Here is an 18,630-nt window from a genome sequence, read left to right as displayed (position 1 = left end):
ATCCCCCGTATTAACCGTAACGGCCAGTAATATAATCTTCGGTCTGTTTCATCTTTGGTGTGGTAAACAATCTATCGGTATCGCTAAATTCAATCAGTTCACCCAGGTACATAAATGCGGTGTAATCCGAACAGCGAGCCGCCTGCTGCATATTGTGGGTGACGATCACGACGGTATATTCCGATTTCAGTTCACTGATCAACTCTTCAATGCGTCCTGTCGAGATGGGATCAAGTGCCGAACAAGGTTCATCCAACAGCAAGATCTCTGGACGAATGGCAATACCACGGGCGATGCACAGACGCTGTTGCTGGCCACCAGAAAGGCTATGCCCACTCTGGTGTAATTTATCTTTGGTTTCATTCCACAATGCCGCTTTGGTCAATGCCCATTGGACTCGTTCATCCATCTCTGTTCTGAGCAGTTTTTCAAACAGGCGTACCCCGAAAGCAATATTGTCGTAAATGGACATCGGGAATGGTGTCGGTTTCTGGAAGACCATCCCAACTTTAGCACGTAGTAAGGCAACATCTTGCTTGTCTGTCAGGATATTAGTGTCATCCAGAATAATTTCACCTTCAGCGCGCTGATCACCGTATAATTCATACATTTTGTTGAAAGTACGCAATAATGTGGACTTGCCACAGCCCGATGGCCCGATGAATGCCGTTACCTTATTTTGTGCGATATCCAGCGTAATATTTTTCAGTGCATGAAACTTGCCATAATAGAAATTCAGATCACGTACCTGAATTTTACTTTCTGTGATTTTGTTTACTGAAATAACGTCATTAGCTTTATTCATCAGTATTTGTCTCTTTAATACCTTCTGCTTTTATTCCGTTGAAACAATATTAGTGCTTTTTCTTCGCAAACAGCGCACGCGCCACAATATTAATGAGCAATACACACAGGGTGATCAGCAATACCCCCGCCCATGCCAACTGCTGCCAATCAGAGAATGGGCTCATGGCAAACTTGAAAATAGTGACAGGCAAGTTTGCCATCGGCTGGTTAAGATCGGTACTCCAGAACTGATTGGAAAGCGAGGTGAACAACAATGGCGCCGTTTCACCCGCGATACGCGCAATAGCCAGTAACACACCGGTCATAATGCCTGATATCGAGGCTTTCAACGTAATGGCAGAGATCATTTTCCATTTCGGTGTTCCCAAGGCATAAGCGGCTTCACGCAAGTTATCCGGCACTAATTTCAGCATATTTTCCGTCGTGCGAATCACAATAGGGATCTGCAACAGTGCCAGTGCCATGACTCCAGCCCACCCCGAAAAGTGTTGCATCTTCGTTACCACAACGGTGTAGACAAATAATCCGACAACAATCGAAGGGGCTGAAAGCAGGATGTCATTAATAAAACGGATGATCTCTGCCAGCCATGAACGGCGACCATACTCCGCCAGATAAATGCCCGCCATAATTCCCAATGGCGTACCAAACATTGTCGCCCAGAAGATCAGCAAGCCACTACCCACAATGGCGTTTGCCAATCCACCGCCTTCGGTATTGGGAGGTGGTGTCATTTCAGTAAACAACGCCAACGACATACCATCGATACCTTTAGTGACGGTGGAGATCAAAATCCAGCCCAGCCAGAATAAACCGAATGCCATCGTCATCATAGATAGCATCAGCGCCAGCCAATTTTTCTGACGACGCCATGACTGCATACGGCGACGGCTTTTCATCTCCGCTTCGTTTACTGTATCGACGAAATATGAAGGTTGCTCATTGATGGTTGTCATCTCAGCGCTGCCCCTCATTTTTTGCCAGACGCATAATCATTAATTTTGACAACGCCAGAACAATAAAGGTGATGACAAATAAAATCAGTCCCAGTTCCATCAATGCGGCAGTATGCAGGCCAGATTCAGCCTCAGCAAATTCATTTGCCAATGCAGAAGTAATACTGTTCCCCGGCATGTACAGAGACAAACTATCAAGTTGGTAGGTATTACCGATAATAAAGGTGACCGCCATTGTTTCTCCCAATGCCCGGCCAAGCCCCAACATTACACCACCAATCACACCATTCTTGGTATACGGCAAGACGATATGCCAAATCACTTCCCATGTTGTGCAACCGATGCCATAAGCAGACTCTTTCATCATCACAGGAGACTGTTCAAACACATCGCGCATGACCGAAGCGATATAGGGGATAATCATGATAGCAAGAATAACACCCGCCGCCAGAATGCCGATGCCAAAGGCAGGACCGGAGAATAGCGCACCCACGATGGGAATACTGGAGAGCACGTCACCAACGGGTTGCTGGAAATAGGTGGCAAACAGCGGGGCAAAAACAAACAGCCCCCACATGCCATAAACAATGCTGGGGATCGCCGCCAATAACTCAATCGCCATACCCAATGGACGTTTTAACCAGTTTGGTGATAATTCTGTCAGAAACAAGGCGATACCAAAACTCACGGGAACCGCAATAATCAGGGCAACTAATGAAGTCATCAATGTGCCATAAATCGGTACCAATGCGCCAAACACCCCTGCCGGTGCATCCCACTCTTTGCTCCATAAGAAAGCAAAACCAAATGCTTGTATACTCGGCCAGGAAGCAATGATCAGCGAAATGATAATGCCTCCCAGCAGAAATAAAGTTAACAGCGCCGCTAACTTAACCAAGGCGCTAAAGATAATGTCACCCTTTCTGCTCGGTGCTTTCAGTGCCGTTTTACGTTCGGCCATACGCTTCATTCTCATTTTAGGTTATTTCCCCTTAATAAAAGGGGAGATTGCTCTTCCATGCTGCACGCACCTGACTGACCACGTCTTCCGGCAGGGTGGCATAATCCAGATCTTTCGCCTGTTGTTTGCCGTTGTTATAAGCCCAATCGAAGAAGTTCAGCACTGCGATACCATTGTCAGCATTTGCCTGTTGCTTGTGGATAAGAATGAATGTAGTCGAGGTAATTGGCCACGCATTATCGCCTTTCTGGTTTGTCAGATCCTGCGCAAAACTGCGGCTCCAATCCGCACCTTTGGCCGCTGCACTAAAGTTCTCTTCGGTCGGCGCTAGCACGGCACCATCCGCTGAAACCAGTTTGGTATAAGCAAGGTGATTCTGCTTCGCATAGGCATATTCGACATAACCAATCGAACCCGGCAGACGCTGAACAAATGCAGCAATCCCATCATTACCTTTACCGCCCAATCCTGTTGGCCATTTGACGGTCGAGCCCGTCCCTACTTTTTGTTTCCAATCGCTGTTAACTTTGGACAGGTAACTCGTGAAAACGTAGGAAGTCCCTGAGCCGTCAGCGCGACGAATCACGGCAATGTTTTGTTCTGGCAGTTTGAGAGCGGGATTCAACTTTGCAATTGCCGGATCATTCCATTTCCTGATATTACCCAGATAAATATCACCAAGCGTTTTACCATCCAGAACCAACTGACCGGCTTTAACACCGGTAATGTTCACCGCCAGCACAATTCCACCGATGACCGTTGGAAACTGGAACAAGCCATCAGTCGTCAATTTTTCATCAGAAAGCGGGGCATCAGAGGCACCAAAATCGACCGTATTGGCAACAATCTGTTTTACACCACCAGAAGAGCCAATGCCTTGATAATTGATTTTGTTGCCCGTTTCTTTCTGATAAGAATCCGCCCATTGGGTATATATCGGAGCAGGAAATGTCGCACCCGCCCCCGTCAAGCTGGTGGCCGCGAATGAAGACAGGGATGTCATGGCAAATACAACAACCATGATACTCGCCACGGTGGTACGCATTAATTTCATACTATCTCCTGTTGGATTTCCTACTGGGATACGCATCATTAATGAAACACAAATGTCAGGTATCACTGACAGTCTGATTTTTAGGTAACAAAATGATTCAATAATGAAAATAGGCGAATTCAATGACAATAAGATGTATGAATGATGACATTTTTATGACAGGTGGTTTCGGCAGTGCCTTATTTTGCGTTCAATGATGTTCTCATCTTGCACTCAACGGAATATATACGCGAATGGACAACCCCTGTTTTTCACTGCTCCCCACCTGAATATCTCCCCCGTGGTTATCAATGATACGGCAGATGATCGCCAGCCCCAGCCCCACGCCACTATTTATTTCGCGTCTATTATTTCCCTGCATAAAAGGCTGGAATAAAACAGCGGCTTCTTCTTTTGTCATTCCAGTGCCGTTGTCCTCAACTTGAAACCAGCCAAATTTTTCTGTTGAACCACTACTGATGCGGATCCATCCATTGCCGTAACGACGGGCATTAGTAAACAAATTGACCAGTACACGTTTGATGGAAAAGGGATGGGCTAAAATAAAAATCGAACTTGTCGCTAAACGATTTTCAATATCGGTATCTGCTGCACAACGCTGCTCTGCTGTAATCACCTCTTCAAGCAACCCATTCAATTCACAGCATGTCATCGGCATCTCCTGCCCTGCCCGCTGATAATCAATGAATTGATCAATCATGGCATTGCACTCTTCAATGTCCTGATGGACAGATTCTGTCAGAAAATCATCTTTTCCTTCCATCATTTCCATCGCCAGACGAATACGGGTAAGTGGAGTACGCAAGTCATGGCTCACGCCAGCCATTAATACCGCCTGATCGCTCTCCTGTGATTTCAGCTCCGCCGACAATTGGTTAAGCGCCCTAATGACGGAACGAATAGCGGGCATTCCCCTTTCAGGCACTGATGAACCTCTTCTTCCTTTTCCCATGTCGATAACGGCTTTCTGCATGGCTTTCAATGAATGTTTCTGGACAGCAGAATATCGACCGAACACCATGAACACGGACAGTGCCACCGCAAAAACACTGATAAAGAGATAGGGAAATACCGCGTTAAAAGGGAGCGCTTCTAATACCACCAGCAGTAAGGTAACCAGAGAGCTGAACAGCAAGCTGCCCAGCACTAAGTACAGAACACGGAAAAACAAAGTACGCAGAGAAAGCCAAAACTTTTTCATTCCGGGCTTTTTCATACCTTGTTTCCATCAGGAACAAAAACGTATCCCAATCCCCAGACCGTCTGGATATAACGCGGACGGGCAGGATCTTCTTCAATCAAGCGACGCAGACGGGAAATCTGAACATCAATGGAACGCTCCATCGCACCGTACTCTCGTCCCCGCGCCAAATTCATCAATTTATCCCGTGATAATGGCTCACGTGGGTGAGAAACCAACACCTTCAACACGGAAAATTCACCACTGGTCAAAGGTAACAATTCATCTCGATGAAACATTTCACGCGTTCCAAGATCAAGTTTAAATTTCCCAAACTTGATCACCGCATTATCCGGCGTCGGCGCCCCCGGCAATTCCTTCGCCTGTCGCCGCAGGACAGCACGCATACGTGCTAACAATTCACGCGGGTTAAAAGGCTTGGCAAGATAATCATCAGCGCCAATTTCAAGCCCAACAATCCGATCAACCTCTTCCCCTTTCGCGGATATCATGATGATCGGGATCGCGTTATGCTGACTTCTTAGCCTTCGACAGATAGATAACCCATCTTCACCCGGCAACATTAAATCCAGGACAATCAATTGGATGGATTCTCTGGTCAATAAACGATCCATCTGCTCTGCATTTGCGGCACTACGCACCTGGAACCCTTGTTCGGATAAATAACGTTCCAGTAACGCCCGCAAGCGCATATCATCATCAACAACAAGGATTTTATAACTCTCTTGCATGTTTCAGCTCCCAAGATGCTCCATGCCCGCAACATCCATCACTTTCACAGAAAACCCATAACGCCAATAGAGATTTAACCACATGTATTTTAAGGCGATTTATGCCAGAGGTTGATAGCTGATTTCCAGTATCCAGTAAGTCACCACGCCATTTGGTGTCATCACTGTGATCTCATCATCAACCTGCTTACCCAATAATGCCCTCGCCACCGGAGAATCAATGGAGATCCACTTTTTAGCCGGATCGAATTCATCCGGTCCCACCAAACGAAATAGGTGTTCTTCCTCATACTCATTTTCAACTTTTACCCATGCCCCAAAAAAGACTTTCCCTTCTTGTCGCGGGTCAGGATCGACAATTTGCAGGACATCCAGACGCTTGGACAAAAAACGCACTCGGCGGTCAATTTCCCTTAACCTTTTTTTACCATAAATGTACTCTGCATTCTCTGAACGATCCCCCAATGCAGCAGCATCTGAAACAGCTTGGGTCACTTTAGGGCGTTCAACTTTCCAAAGATATTTCAATTCCTGATCAAGTACATGCCAACCCTCTCGGGTAATATAGTGACTCTTGGCCATGAAAAACTCACTTGAGAAAAGATGATTAATGGCGCAGTACTATATCTTATCAACTCTCATCAACCCAATCCCAACTCAGAAGATATTTGATGAATTCTGCTGCAACATAATTGAAATATCGCGCTAAACTGGAAATTATCGCGCTCAGCACGTATAAATGGAGCCAGTTTGAACCATGCCGATACTGTTTCAGATGAAATTTGATCTTATCCGGCTCTGTCTGATGATGTCTCAGGATATCTACAGGCCCTAAAGAAGTTGAAGAAAACAGACCATGAATGAATCTTTAAGTCGAATCATTGCCGGTGAGCTACAGGCTCAACCACAGCAAATCCTAGCTGCCATCACCTTGCTCGATGAGGGGAATACGGTTCCCTTTATCGCCCGTTACCGTAAAGAGGCCACCGGTGGTCTGGATGACACACAGCTCCGCCAACTCGAAAGCCGACTCGGCTATCTGCGTGAACTGTCCAGCCGCCGTCAAACTATCCTGAAATCAATTGAGGAACAGGGAAAGCTAACCGTTGAGCTGGCAGAAGCGATTAACGCGACACTCAGCAAGACTGAGTTGGAAGATCTGTACCTGCCTTATAAACCTAAGCGCCGTACCCGTGGACAAACAGCCATCGAAGCCGGATTGGAGCCTCTGGCCGATCTGCTGTGGCAAGATCCACAGCAAGCGCCAGAACTGGCGGCGGTGGCCTATGTCAATGCTGACAAGGGCGTTGCTGATACCAAGGCAGCATTGGATGGCGCACGTTATATCCTGATGGAGCGTTTTGCCGAAGATGCAACCTTGCTGGCGAAGGTACGTGAATATTTATGGAAAAACGCTCACCTGGTTTCCAAGGTTATCGAAGGTAAAGAGGAAGAAGGCGCGAAATTCAGCGATTATTTCGATCACCACGAAGCCATCGCCACTGTTCCTTCCCACCGCGCCCTTGCTATGTTCCGTGGACGCAATGAAGGCATTCTGCAACTCTCTTTGAATGCGGATCCACAATTTGAGGAAGCGCCAAAAGAGAGCTACTGCGAACAAATTATTACCGATCACCTGAATCTGCGCCTGAACAATGCACCGGCTGACAATTGGCGCAAAGCCGTGGTGAGCTGGACATGGCGCATCAAGGTGCTGCTACATCTGGAAACCGAACTGATGGGCACCCTGCGTGAGAAAGCCGAAAACGAGGCGATTAACGTATTCGCCCGTAACCTGAATGACCTGCTAATGGCTGCGCCTGCGGGTATGCGCGCGACAATGGGTCTGGACCCAGGTTTGCGCACAGGAGTAAAAGTCGCCGTTGTTGACGCGACAGGCAAACTGATTGCCACCGATACCATTTATCCGCACACCGGACAGGAAAACAAAGCGGCTGCCATCGTCGCAGCGCTGTGCACCAAACACCAAGTGGAACTGGTTGCGATTGGCAACGGCACCGCATCCCGTGAAACAGAGCGTTTCTTTGTCAACGTTCAGAAACAGTATCCTGACGTTACGGCACAAAAAGTAGTGGTCAGCGAAGCGGGAGCTTCTGTCTATTCCGCCTCTGAATTGGCTGCACTGGAATTCCCTGATCTGGATGTTTCTCTGCGTGGCGCTGTCTCCATCGCTCGCCGCTTGCAAGATCCACTGGCTGAGCTGGTGAAAATCGAACCCAAATCCATCGGTGTTGGTCAATATCAGCATGATGTTAGCCAGACTTTGCTTGCCAAAAAACTGGATAACGTGGTCGAAGACTGTGTAAACAGCGTCGGTGTTGACCTGAATACCGCCTCTGTCGCTTTGCTGACTCGCGTTGCTGGCCTGACGCGCACTGTTGCTCAAAATATTGTTAACTGGCGCGATGAAAACGGTCGTTTCGACAACCGTAATCAACTATTGAAAGTGACCCGTCTGGGGCCAAAAGCCTTCCTGCAATGCGCGGGCTTCCTGCGCATCAATCAGGGTGATAACCCGCTGGACGCTTCAACGGTACACCCAGAAGCCTATCCAGTGGTTGAAAAGATCCTGGCAACAATCCAGCAAACCCTGCCTGAACTGATGGGCAACCCGGCTAATTTGCGTAACTTGAGCGCCCAGGAGTTCACGACCGAAAAATTTGGGATCCCGACCGTCACCGATATCCTGAAAGAGCTGGAAAAACCGGGTCGCGATCCGCGTCCTGAATTCAAGACCGCCACATTTGCCGATGGGGTTGAAACCATGAACGACCTGCAAGCGGGCATGATCTTGGAAGGTACGGTAACTAACGTGACCAATTTTGGTGCATTCGTGGATATCGGTGTCCATCAGGATGGCCTGGTTCATATCTCCTCCCTCTCCGATCGCTTTGTGGAAAATCCACACACCATCGTTAAGACAGGTGACATCGTGAAAGTGAAGGTGATGGATGTTGACCTCAACCGTAAGCGTATTGCATTGACCATGCGTCTTGATGAGCAGCCCGGTGAAACCCAAGCACGCCGTAGCGCCCAAGAAGGCAACCGTCAGGATCGCAATAATCGTAACGGCAATGGCAGAAACCGCCCTGTTTCGCGTTCCGGTTCTGCGCCTTTAGCCAACAGCGCCATGAGTGATGCATTGGCCGCTGCCTTTAGTAAAAAACGTTAATTAACAAAAAACGTTAGATGTCTTAAATAATGTCCTGAACTGGCCTAATTGTGCCAGTTCAGGATTTTTTAATATCCAAAAAATCGATGATTTTCATCATAATGATTCTGTTTATTGCTGACGTTATAAATTTGGATAAGTGATGACATCGGCATATTTTAATTAATTCTTCATTAATTTGATTAATATCAATTCATTTCCATATTATCCAATATAGATAACCAAAATCGCAGTTGCGTATTATTATCATTAACAACTATAATTCAGAGAAATTACCCTACTTTTTTCTTGTGGTTCTTCCGTTATTGAGGATAATAATTCTTATAATCACTTATTTTTTCAGTTAGAGTGGAGATTTATATGGTTCTTATTCCAGAACGTAGATATAAAATTCTGGGATTTTCTCCAAAGATTACCCCAGCTTACCGACAAAAATTATTGTCACTCGGCATGTTACCTGGCTCAACATTTCAGGTCATTCGCTTCGCTCCATTGGGCGACCCAATACAAATTGAAACACGCAGAGTTAACCTTACCCTTCGTAAACAAGACTTGGCATTTCTCATGTTGCATGAAGATCTGAATTAGCAAGGCCCTAAGTCAATTTGGTACTGAAAATATAACTCAGGTACGAAATTCACTTTCCTGATTGGCAGAAAGTATGATGAAACAATTAACCATTGGCCTGATTGGTAATCCCAATGCCGGCAAAACAACGCTTTTTAACCAGCTTACTGGCTCTCACCAACGTGTGGGAAACTGGGCTGGCGTTACCGTAGAACGCAAAACCGGCCACTTTACCACCAATAACCATCAGATCGAACTTGTCGACCTCCCTGGCACTTATTCGCTTACCACCATTTCCGAACAAACTTCCATTGATGAGCAAATCGCCTGCCACTATATCCTCAGTGGTGAAGCAGATATGCTGATCAATGTTGTTGATGCGTCTAATCTGGAACGTAACCTTTATCTCTCACTGCAATTGATTGAACTGGGTGTTCCCTGCATCATTGCACTAAACATGCTGGATATCGCCCAAAATCAACGCATCAATATTGATATTCCTGCACTGGAAAAACGCCTTGGCTGTCCGGTCATCCCGCTGGTTTCAACCCGTGCCACGGGGATAGATACGCTAAAAAAAACCATCGACAATTACCCACAGCATACCAGCCCTGTACAGGTTAATTACCCTGATGCGTTATTGCAGGAGATTTCCCACCTTTCCAGCCAGATCGCAGAAAAATTTACCCCACAACAGCGCCGCTGGCTGACTTTGCAAGTCCTTGAAGGGGATATTTACAGCCGTGGGGTATCCAACCTGACTCACACACAATTGGCTGAAAGCAAAGATCGTTTGCAAAAACAACAAATTGAAGAACCTGACCTTATCATCGCAGGCTCACGCTATCAAACCATCAGTGAAATTTGCCTGGCGGTTATTGATACCCGCGCAGCCACACCTAACAAACTGACCCAAGCGTTAGATACCGTTATCCTAAACCGCTGGTTGGGCCTACCTATCTTCTTGTTTGTCATGTACCTGATGTTTGTGCTGGCTATCAATATAGGGGGAGCTTTACAGCCTATCTTTGACGGCGCTTCCTCCGCCATTTTTATTGATGGAATGCAGTGGCTTGGCCATACTCTCCATTTCCCGCATTGGTTAACGGTGTTTCTTGCTCAGGGAATTGGTGGGGGCATCAATACAGTCCTGCCGCTGGTTCCCCAAATTGGCATGATGTACCTGTTCCTCTCCTTTCTGGAAGATTCCGGCTATATGGCACGGGCAGCATTTGTCATGGACAGGCTGATGCAAGCCATAGGATTACCAGGTAAATCCTTTGTCCCCCTGATTGTTGGCTTTGGTTGTAACGTACCTGCCGTGATGGGATCAAGGACGCTGGATGCCCCTCGTGAACGCTTGATTACCATCATGATGGCGCCGTTTATGTCCTGCGGGGCAAGGTTGGCGATCTTTGCCGTCTTTGCTGCGGCTTTCTTCGGCAAAGAGGGAGCCAGCATCGTTTTCTCCCTGTATATCCTGGGGATTGTCATCGCCATCCTGACAGGGCTGCTGCTGAAATTCACGCTAATGCGCGGTGAAGCATCGCCATTTGTTATGGAACTGCCGGTCTATCACGTTCCCCATGCCAAAACTCTGCTGCTCCAGACATGGCAGAGGCTGAAAGGTTTTGTCATCCGCGCTGGTAAAGTGATTGTCGCCGCGAGCATGTTGATTGGCGCCCTGAACAGTTTCTCCTTCTCCGGCAAGACCGTGGATAATATCAACCAATCGGCGCTGGCCTCCGTCAGTAAAGTGCTTACACCTGTGTTGCAACCTATCGGTGTGCATTCCGATAACTGGCAAGCCACCGTCGGGCTTATCACTGGCGCGATGGCAAAAGAAGTGGTCGTAGGAACCCTAAATACCCTCTATACCGCAGAAAACCTTGCTCAAGAGCCCTTTAATTCCGATGAATTTAATTTACTGGATCAACTAAAAGATTCGGTCGCAGAAACGTGGGATAGCCTGAAAGAAACCTTCACGTTGAGTGCGCTTTCTAACCCGATTGAAGCCAGCAAAGGTGATGGCAACATGGATCGCAGCTCTATGGGAACCATGAGCGCTAAATTTGGCTCTGCCATTTCCGCTTACAGTTACCTGATTTTCGTGTTGCTGTACGTGCCTTGTGTTTCCGTGATGGGTGCCATTGCCCGTGAAACCAGCCGTGGCTGGATGACATTCTCGATTCTGTGGGGATTAAACGTCGCTTATTCTCTGTCAGCACTGTTTTATCAAATCACCACGTTTTCAGCTCATCCACAAAGTAGCTTGATCACCATTCTGGCCGTGATCCTGTTTAACATTCTGATAGTGATTGGTTTACGCCGCGCACGCAGCCGAGTCACGGTGACATTCAGTAATGCCGCTGACCGCAGTTGCGAATGCTCAAACAATAGTTGTCACTAGCCGGAGCCATTGAGGAGCCATAAATGATTAACCTGCTGAAAATCAGAGATGCTGTTGCCCTCAACGGGCGTACCGATGCCAGATCATTGAGCCATCAGTTTTCAGCACCGCTGGCAATGGTGGAAGCCATGCTCAAGCAGCTTGTCATAATGGGTAAACTGGAGGAAGTGGATGCTTCCTCCTGCCTCAGCGGGGGTTGCAAGCAGTGCCCGGAAACACAAAAATGTGATACTAAAGCCTATCAGCTTGCCCTAAAAAAATAAGGAATTCCCTACGTTATCGCTATAATTACCTTGAAAGAGAATCCCTTCTAATAAGCGTTTAAAAAGAATACATAGATTAATTATCACTCTCTCTTTATTATCTGGGATGCGGTATCCCTATATTAATAACCTGAGGATAGTAATATGCCTAAAGCGTTATTCACTGCAACAGTTGAGTCAGTTAGCAATCTCAAAATGAAATGCTCATCGCGAGATTTTACCTTCCATATCGACGAACCCAAAAGCCTCGGTGGAACCGATGAGGCGATGAATCCAGTAGAAGCGTTACTTTCTGCATTTGGTGCATGTCAGTGCATTGTGGCAAAAAGCTTTGCCCGCAAGCACAAAATCAATTTGATCGATATTCAGGTTAAAATGGAAGGAGAACTGGATACCGATGGCTTCACAGGTAGAAATAAAAACGCCAAAATGGGATTTTCAAAAATCACCTCCAAATTTTATATTAAAGCCGATAATACCGAACAAGAGATCCGCGATTTTATTACTTTTGTCGAAAGTAATTGCCCTATTCTCGATACTATCGTCAATACGCCGGAAATTGTGACTGAGGTTTATCCGAATAAATAAATAGTTATAACAAGATGGTAAGCGTTTTTATTATCGATTGAATTACATCAAGAATGGAATAAACATATCAGTTGTGCAGTTTATTCCATTTATTGGTCAGATAGCAGAGTTAGTCATTAATAGACACATTAAGACCCCAGCTTTTGTTCCACCCATTGTGCGACCCGTTGTGCATCTCTGGCTGCACCAAGTAATAATTCAGAGCCACGGCTACTGAGCCATTTTCTGCCTACAATAAACAACCCTGGATAGGCTGTTTTTCCTCCATTAATATGACCACTTTCGCAGATAAAACCTTGCGAATTGCTAACGCCAGGCAAGGTTAACCAATCCGTGACTTCCTTATACCCTACACACCAAATCAATCCATCAATGTGATATTTTTTACCTTGTTGGTCATACAATGTTTCGTTTTCAGCCCTTACTAATTTTGGCGCTATCTGTACATTAAGCGCAGACAAACGCGGGTTATTAAGCTCACCACATGGAAGTGGATTACGTCGTTGTACTATTTTACCGACCAGGCTCGATGTATTTGCATACAATATCCTTGACTTATGCAGCCACCAGAACAAATCCTTACCCATAACCCGATTGGGTACAAGCGGGCGAGGGGAACCACAGAATAATGTCACCTTCATCGTGGAAGAAAGTTCTTGTGCTATCTGTCGGCCACTGGCGCCATCACCTATGACAGCAATCCGTGACCCCGCCTGAAATTGCTCGGGGTTCTGATAACGATCAGCCGTCAGTTGCTGGACAGAGGGAGATAAATCGCTCGCCATCTCAGGGATAATTGGTACTTGGTTAGCACCAGTGGCATTAACTAAACAAGGAGCAGAAAACTGCTCCCCTTTTTGCGTGGTCAGAGTAAACACCCCATCTTGATGTTTTACACTGATCACCTGCATGCCCGTCAATACGTGTAGATTATGATGATGTGCGTAACGTTCCAGATAATCCGCTATCTCATCCTTACCCGGATAGCCATCAGGAGAACCTGCCAAAGGAAAATCAGGCAGCTGGCTCATCATACGGGAAGTAAATAACAACATATTGTCAGGGCGCCGACGCCAAACATCACCAATACGCTGGTCTCGCTCCAGAATCAATGTGTTAATTTTTTTTTTGTTAAGGGTAACAGCCAGTGTTAGCCCCGCTTGCCCTGCACCAACGATTAAGCAATCGATTTTCATGGCGTCGGCTCCAATTGCAATATATGTTCAGCCAGAGCGTGGATAGTGGGGTATTCATAGCCAAGAATAGGATCCAATTTTCGCTGTAATGTTTTTTCTAACTGACTAATCAGTGTTACCCGGCTTGCAGAATCCAAGCCAAGGCTATCGAAAGAAACGTGTTCACCGATAGGAATATCATGGCGTTGGAAATAAGGTGTCAAATATTCAATCAGCCAGCCTTTTAACTCCAGCTCGGTCATATTAATGCTCCTTGAGTTTCGGTGGTAGACAGCACATCGGCTAACTGTAATTTGCCTTGCAAGTAAAGCGAACGGCAGAGTTTTCGTTGTACTTTTCCACTGCTAGTTGTAGGCAATTTATTAGCTTGAATAAACACTAAGTCAGCGATATCGATATCGAACGCTGCATTGAGTGCCTGAATTACATTTCGTTTCAATTCTCTGAAATTGTGTTCTTGTTCCACATTTTTTTGCAGCTCGATGGCGACAACAACCCGCTGTCCCAGTTCAAATGCAATTGCTTTTCCTGGACGAAAGGATGTTGATTGCATAGTGGCCGTGTACTCAATATCCTGTGGATAGATATTCCGCCCTCGGATAATAATCAAATCCTTCAAACGGCCGGTGATCAACAAGTGGTGTTGGTACAGACAACCAAGATCACCGGTACGGAGAAAAGGCCCTTCTCCAGTGGTCGTATAAGCCATGAAGTTTTGTTGGGTCTGTTGCGGATTATTCCAATATCCTATGGCAATACTTGGTCCTTGGACCCAGATCTCACCGATTTCATCAGGCTCACACAATACTTTTGTGTCGGGGTTAACAATCACGACTCGGTGATCAGGTGCAACTTGACCACAAGCTTGCATTACAATCCCACCGGGTTTTAAGGCAAGTTTCCCTTTTTCCAGATTGCCGTTGCAAAGCGTTAAACTCAGTGGCGGATCTTCACTCGTGGATGAACTGATTACCAGTGTTGCTTCAGCCATACCGTAACAGGGTATTTGGCTTTGATAAATAAACCCATATTCCTTAACTGCCTGATAAAAACGCATCAACGTTTCATTTCTGACTGGTTCGGCACCATTCCCCGCCCAACGCCAGCGGGACAGATCCAGATTAAGCCCAGAGCAATCTTGGTCAGCACATAAGTCGTAAGCAAAATTAGGGGCACAACAGAATTCTGCTTTATAATCATGCATCAACTGTAACCAACGTAATGGCCGTTGGATAAATGACAAGGGTGACATGAAGTTATATTGTCCACCGAGTGCCATGGTCATTAAAATATGTCCCACCAATCCCATATCATGAAACTGGGGTATCCAGCCTCCAATGACTAACCCTTCATGCAAGCCAAAAGTATTATTCATTGCCCGCAAGTTATGGATTAAGTTATTGTGAGTGACCACCACTCCTTTAGGAATATCAGTGGAACCAGAGGTATATTGTAGGAAGGCCAATTGTCCCGGACTGATTGAGGGAAGTTCCGTGCTTTCATCTACCGGCTGATTTTCCGAGTAATACATGATCCCCAGATCAGGAAATTCATTTGATAAAACCCTGCTTAACTCTGAGGTGGTCAGAATCACTTTCGCTTCTGAGTCATTCAAGATCTGAGTTAACCTTTGTAGATGGCGACTTCCCCGAACGACATTGGATGGAACAGCAATAGCCCCCGCTTTAAAACAGGCTAATAATCCGACAATAAACTCCAGACCAGCAGGGTACATCAGAATAACCGTTTTCCCTTGTTGTCCTCCAGCAACGAGGGCACAAGCAAGTTGATGGGAACGTTGTTCCAATTCTTGCCAAGTCAGGGTAACCGTCTCTGAATCTCCTGAAGGTAAAAAGCGATATACAATTTGATTTGGCTGCTGTGAAGCATAATGTTTAAAACAGCATAATAGTGTTTGAGCATGCTCCAACATCATCTTTTTTGTTCTCCTGCAATGGCCAATAAATGCCGTGTTTCCTGTTGTAAGGCATTAGCCAAGACACTCACTTCATGCCGCTCAGTAACATGTCCAAAGCTGATCCGCAATGCACTATCGATATAGTCATGAGGAGATTGCATCGCAAGTAAAACATGTGAACGCTGAGGTGAATGAGAGTTATTGCTACAAGCAGATCCCAGAGAAACAGAAATGCCATGGCATAAATCCAATCTGCTTGCTAACGCTTCTGCCCTAATACCAGGGAAACTGACATTTAATGTCCATGGAGCCTGATATTCAGGATTTATCTCACCATTTACGTGATAATTCACACCCAACTTATCTAATTGAGTAAGCAGGTACGTTCTCATTTCACGGCAGTAATCAATGCGTTGAACCAATTCTTCATAAGCTTCTTTTGCGGCAGCCGCTAATCCGGCTATTCCTAATGTGTTTTCTGTACCACTACGTAAGCCGTGTTCCTGCCCACCTCCATGTAGTAAGGGATTGATTTTTACTTGCTGGCTGTAATACAGCCCACCCACCCCTTTAGGGGCATAAAATTTATGCCCGGAAAAGGAAATAGTTAGTGGAATATCATCAAAACGGCTTATCGGCCATTTTCCTACCGCTTGTATGGCATCGAGATGAAGATGGATACCTTTTCCTTTCAGCCTGGAAGCAAGCTGATCGTAAGGTTGAATAACGCCAGTTTCATTGTTGATTACCATCAATGCGATGAAACACGTTTGAGGTGTGATAGCACGACATAAGGTGTCCAGATCAACTCTTCCTGTTTTACTCGGCTCAATGACAGTAAGCTTTAAGCCTTGCGCCTGGTACCAACGCAGAGGTTCCAGAATTGAAGAGTGTTCAATTGCGGAGCAGATGGCGTGATAACGTGACAATTGACCAACCGGAAGCTGGCTGAATACACTGTGCAAAGCCAGATTATTGCTCTCTGTCCCCCCAGAAGTAAAAATGATCCTTTCTGGCGAACCTCCCACTAATTGAGCGATTGACTCTTTTGCCTGATGAATCAACGTTACCAGATTTTGGCTTAAACGATATCTGCCGGAAGGATTGGCAAATTGATCCAACACGCCCTGAATTGCCGTCTTTGTCTTATGACTCAGTGGCGTTGTCGCATTGAAATCAAAGTACAACATTGTCATATATGCTCCCTTACCTGCTGAAAAAGAGCGTGCAACATTTCCAGACAATGCTGCTGTGAAGGTTGCAGCTTACCCAACATGCTGGCGATCTCTTGTGTGCTTAATTGGGCGATCTCTGCCAGAGTTCTTCCCTGAGCTTGGCGACAAAACTGGTTAGACATGGCTAAAGAAGTCGTACATCCCCAAGCTTGAAAACGGGCCGCACTGATGCGCCCTTCTTCACTCAATGACAAATCAATATTCACTGTATCCCCACACACCGGGTTACCCAACTTCAACTGAATATCAGAATTTGTCAGGCTGCCCTGAAAATCAGGATTACAGAAGTTATCAGTGATAATTTCATTAAACATGATTAGACCTCACTGAGTAACAGGGCATACATCCCTTTGTTCATCAGCAGACATTTTACTTTCCAGATTAACGGCACAGCAGCCGAACTCCGTTGCAGAAGGCGCCCGCATAACATATTGCATACGTTGCGAGTTACGCCCTGATGGATCACGATCAGTGCGCAGGTAAATCATGTCTTCAGTCAACAACATGCCCGGTGTTGAGCGTGCTATGGGATCAAAAATAACAAGCTGACCGGTTTCACCATCAGCCACTTCCCGGGATAAATTTTCCGGATCACGAACAGAGAAATGAATATAAGGCGGTATATGTTTTTGATTAAACTCATCCTCTATGGCCAAAAAGTTAGCTTCGACTAGCCCGTACATATCACGAACCTGGTTAGCTGGAATACCTAACCAAGTTTCCAGCTCCTGATTAAACTCGGTACGGGAGATCATGGCACCAGTGAAACGCTTCCAACCACCAAGTGTAATGATCATACTTCCGCTATCCAGTTCCAACTTAGTATTTGTCGCTTTTAAGAAGCTGATAAAGCGATGAATAAGGAATGGAGGCCCTATCAGATGGCGGGTAAATTTTCCTTGCCATTCTTTTAATTGACTGACAGCTTCTTCCGGGACAAAACGCTCTTCCTTAACCATAAAACGATTTGTATCCAGCAACCCGGCCAGCCAATTGAATGCTTTTATCATTCCCATTTCAGGAATTTCCTCTGTGGAAGGACATAAACAAAGTCCCGCGCCACTGGAGAGTTTAAGCATGTCACGAAATGAGTTATAAAGACCTATGGTAGTGTAGTCCATTGTTTCATCACATCGACGGGCAACACTCGGGATCCCACTAGTGCCTGTCGAACGCATCTCATGTTCAATGCTGGAAAGAGGTTTACTCAAAAGACGATGGCTATTTGCAGATTTAAATGTGGATACAGGAATAACTGGGATATTGACTAAATCTGTGTAATTTTGAATATCACTGGGTCTTACCCCTTTCTTTTCACATTGTTCACGGTAGTAAGCATTATTTTCAAAATGGTATTTAAAGGCATCTCTAATAATATGGGTTTTTAATTCTTGTTGTTCTTCAGTTGAGAGACTATAAAAAAAGTTATTACTTGTAATTAACCATTTTATAGCGTCACTATTTACTTCTTTTATTTTCTCATACAGCTCAGTCGATTTGAACATGTAATCTATCCTAATAGTTATTATATATTTTTTAACTGCTTTCCG

General features: G+C 45.8%; 18 protein-coding genes. 5 read left to right on the top strand and 13 right to left on the bottom strand.

Features of this window, described 5'->3' with window-relative positions; translation table 11 throughout:
- Positions 1-10: 10 nt before the first annotated feature.
- The 7 genes from pstB to greB form a co-directional block, all read right to left on the bottom strand.
- Entirely contained in the window at positions 11-805 is a 795-nt protein-coding gene (pstB, locus tag IQ209_RS05760) for a phosphate ABC transporter ATP-binding protein PstB (RefSeq protein WP_193849813.1), read from the bottom strand.
- 49 nt (positions 806-854) lie between these two features.
- Positions 855-1,763 carry a phosphate ABC transporter permease PstA gene (gene pstA / locus IQ209_RS05755; RefSeq protein WP_193849811.1) on the bottom strand — a complete coding sequence of 303 codons (909 nt, stop codon included), beginning with the start codon at positions 1,761-1,763 and terminating at the stop codon, positions 855-857.
- A gap of 1 nt (position 1,764) precedes the next feature.
- The gene (pstC, locus tag IQ209_RS05750) at positions 1,765-2,724 is read right to left on the bottom strand and encodes a phosphate ABC transporter permease PstC (RefSeq protein WP_193849954.1); all 960 of its coding nucleotides are present in this window, start codon (positions 2,722-2,724) and stop codon (positions 1,765-1,767) included.
- 31 nt (positions 2,725-2,755) lie between these two features.
- On the bottom strand, positions 2,756-3,778 hold the full coding sequence (pstS, locus tag IQ209_RS05745) for a phosphate ABC transporter substrate-binding protein PstS (RefSeq protein WP_193849809.1): 1,023 nt from the start codon (positions 3,776-3,778) through the stop codon (positions 2,756-2,758).
- Between the two features lie 202 nt (positions 3,779-3,980).
- Positions 3,981-4,994, bottom strand: coding sequence for an ATP-binding protein (locus IQ209_RS05740; RefSeq protein ID WP_228005741.1), 1,014 nt, complete (start codon positions 4,992-4,994; stop codon positions 3,981-3,983).
- Positions 4,991-5,710 (bottom strand): two-component system response regulator OmpR, encoded by a 720-nt coding sequence (gene ompR, locus IQ209_RS05735; RefSeq protein ID WP_193849807.1) that lies wholly within the window; start codon positions 5,708-5,710, stop codon positions 4,991-4,993. Before ompR ends, IQ209_RS05740 begins: the two co-directional genes overlap by 4 nt.
- Before the next feature lie 99 nt (positions 5,711-5,809).
- On the bottom strand, positions 5,810-6,292 hold the full coding sequence (gene greB, locus IQ209_RS05730; RefSeq protein WP_193849798.1) for a transcription elongation factor GreB: 483 nt from the start codon (positions 6,290-6,292) through the stop codon (positions 5,810-5,812).
- 274 nt (positions 6,293-6,566) lie between these two features.
- Here greB and IQ209_RS05725 point away from each other — a divergent pair, with 274 nt between their 5' ends.
- From IQ209_RS05725 to IQ209_RS05705, 5 genes are all read left to right on the top strand, one after another.
- On the top strand, positions 6,567-8,903 hold the full coding sequence (locus IQ209_RS05725; RefSeq protein WP_193849796.1) for a Tex family protein: 2,337 nt from the start codon (positions 6,567-6,569) through the stop codon (positions 8,901-8,903).
- Between the two features lie 360 nt (positions 8,904-9,263).
- Positions 9,264-9,491, top strand: a complete 228-nt coding sequence (gene feoA, locus IQ209_RS05720; protein ID WP_047766405.1) for a ferrous iron transporter A — start codon at positions 9,264-9,266, stop codon at positions 9,489-9,491.
- A 76-nt stretch (positions 9,492-9,567) separates the two neighbouring features.
- On the top strand, positions 9,568-11,880 hold the full coding sequence (gene feoB / locus IQ209_RS05715) for a Fe(2+) transporter permease subunit FeoB (protein WP_193849950.1): 2,313 nt from the start codon (positions 9,568-9,570) through the stop codon (positions 11,878-11,880).
- A 23-nt stretch (positions 11,881-11,903) separates the two neighbouring features.
- On the top strand, positions 11,904-12,143 hold the full coding sequence (locus IQ209_RS05710) for a FeoC-like transcriptional regulator (RefSeq protein ID WP_193849794.1): 240 nt from the start codon (positions 11,904-11,906) through the stop codon (positions 12,141-12,143).
- A 144-nt stretch (positions 12,144-12,287) separates the two neighbouring features.
- Entirely contained in the window at positions 12,288-12,731 is a 444-nt protein-coding gene (locus tag IQ209_RS05705) for an OsmC family protein (RefSeq protein ID WP_193849793.1), read from the top strand.
- Positions 12,732-12,859: 128 nt separating this feature from the next.
- Here IQ209_RS05705 and IQ209_RS05700 read toward each other — a convergent pair whose 3' ends face one another.
- From IQ209_RS05700 to IQ209_RS05675, 6 genes are read right to left on the bottom strand one after another with little or no spacing between them, the layout of a single operon-like run.
- Positions 12,860-13,927 carry an NAD(P)/FAD-dependent oxidoreductase gene (locus IQ209_RS05700; protein WP_193849791.1) on the bottom strand — a complete coding sequence of 356 codons (1,068 nt, stop codon included), beginning with the start codon at positions 13,925-13,927 and terminating at the stop codon, positions 12,860-12,862.
- Positions 13,924-14,169, bottom strand: coding sequence for an acyl carrier protein (locus IQ209_RS05695; protein ID WP_189759709.1), 246 nt, complete (start codon positions 14,167-14,169; stop codon positions 13,924-13,926). The genes IQ209_RS05700 and IQ209_RS05695 overlap by 4 nt, the downstream gene beginning before the upstream one ends.
- The gene (locus IQ209_RS05690) at positions 14,166-15,863 is read right to left on the bottom strand and encodes a fatty acyl-AMP ligase (protein ID WP_193849789.1); all 1,698 of its coding nucleotides are present in this window, start codon (positions 15,861-15,863) and stop codon (positions 14,166-14,168) included. The genes IQ209_RS05695 and IQ209_RS05690 overlap by 4 nt, the downstream gene beginning before the upstream one ends.
- A complete protein-coding gene (locus IQ209_RS05685) occupies positions 15,860-17,041 on the bottom strand; it encodes a cysteine desulfurase family protein (protein WP_193849787.1) in 1,182 nt (393 codons plus the stop codon). The genes IQ209_RS05690 and IQ209_RS05685 overlap by 4 nt, the downstream gene beginning before the upstream one ends.
- Complete coding sequence (locus IQ209_RS05680; RefSeq protein WP_193849785.1) at positions 17,038-17,394, bottom strand: iron-sulfur cluster assembly scaffold protein; 357 nt, start codon at positions 17,392-17,394, stop codon at positions 17,038-17,040. The genes IQ209_RS05685 and IQ209_RS05680 overlap by 4 nt, the downstream gene beginning before the upstream one ends.
- Before the next feature lie 9 nt (positions 17,395-17,403).
- Positions 17,404-18,585, bottom strand: a complete 1,182-nt coding sequence (locus IQ209_RS05675) for a LuxE family acyl-protein synthetase (protein WP_193849783.1) — start codon at positions 18,583-18,585, stop codon at positions 17,404-17,406.
- Between the last annotated feature and the right edge of the window lie 45 nt (positions 18,586-18,630).

It is taken from the genome of Xenorhabdus sp. BG5 (genome assembly GCF_015163665.1).
GTDB lineage: Bacteria > Pseudomonadota > Gammaproteobacteria > Enterobacterales > Enterobacteriaceae > Xenorhabdus.
This window is presented reverse-complemented; position numbering and strand designations above follow the sequence as displayed.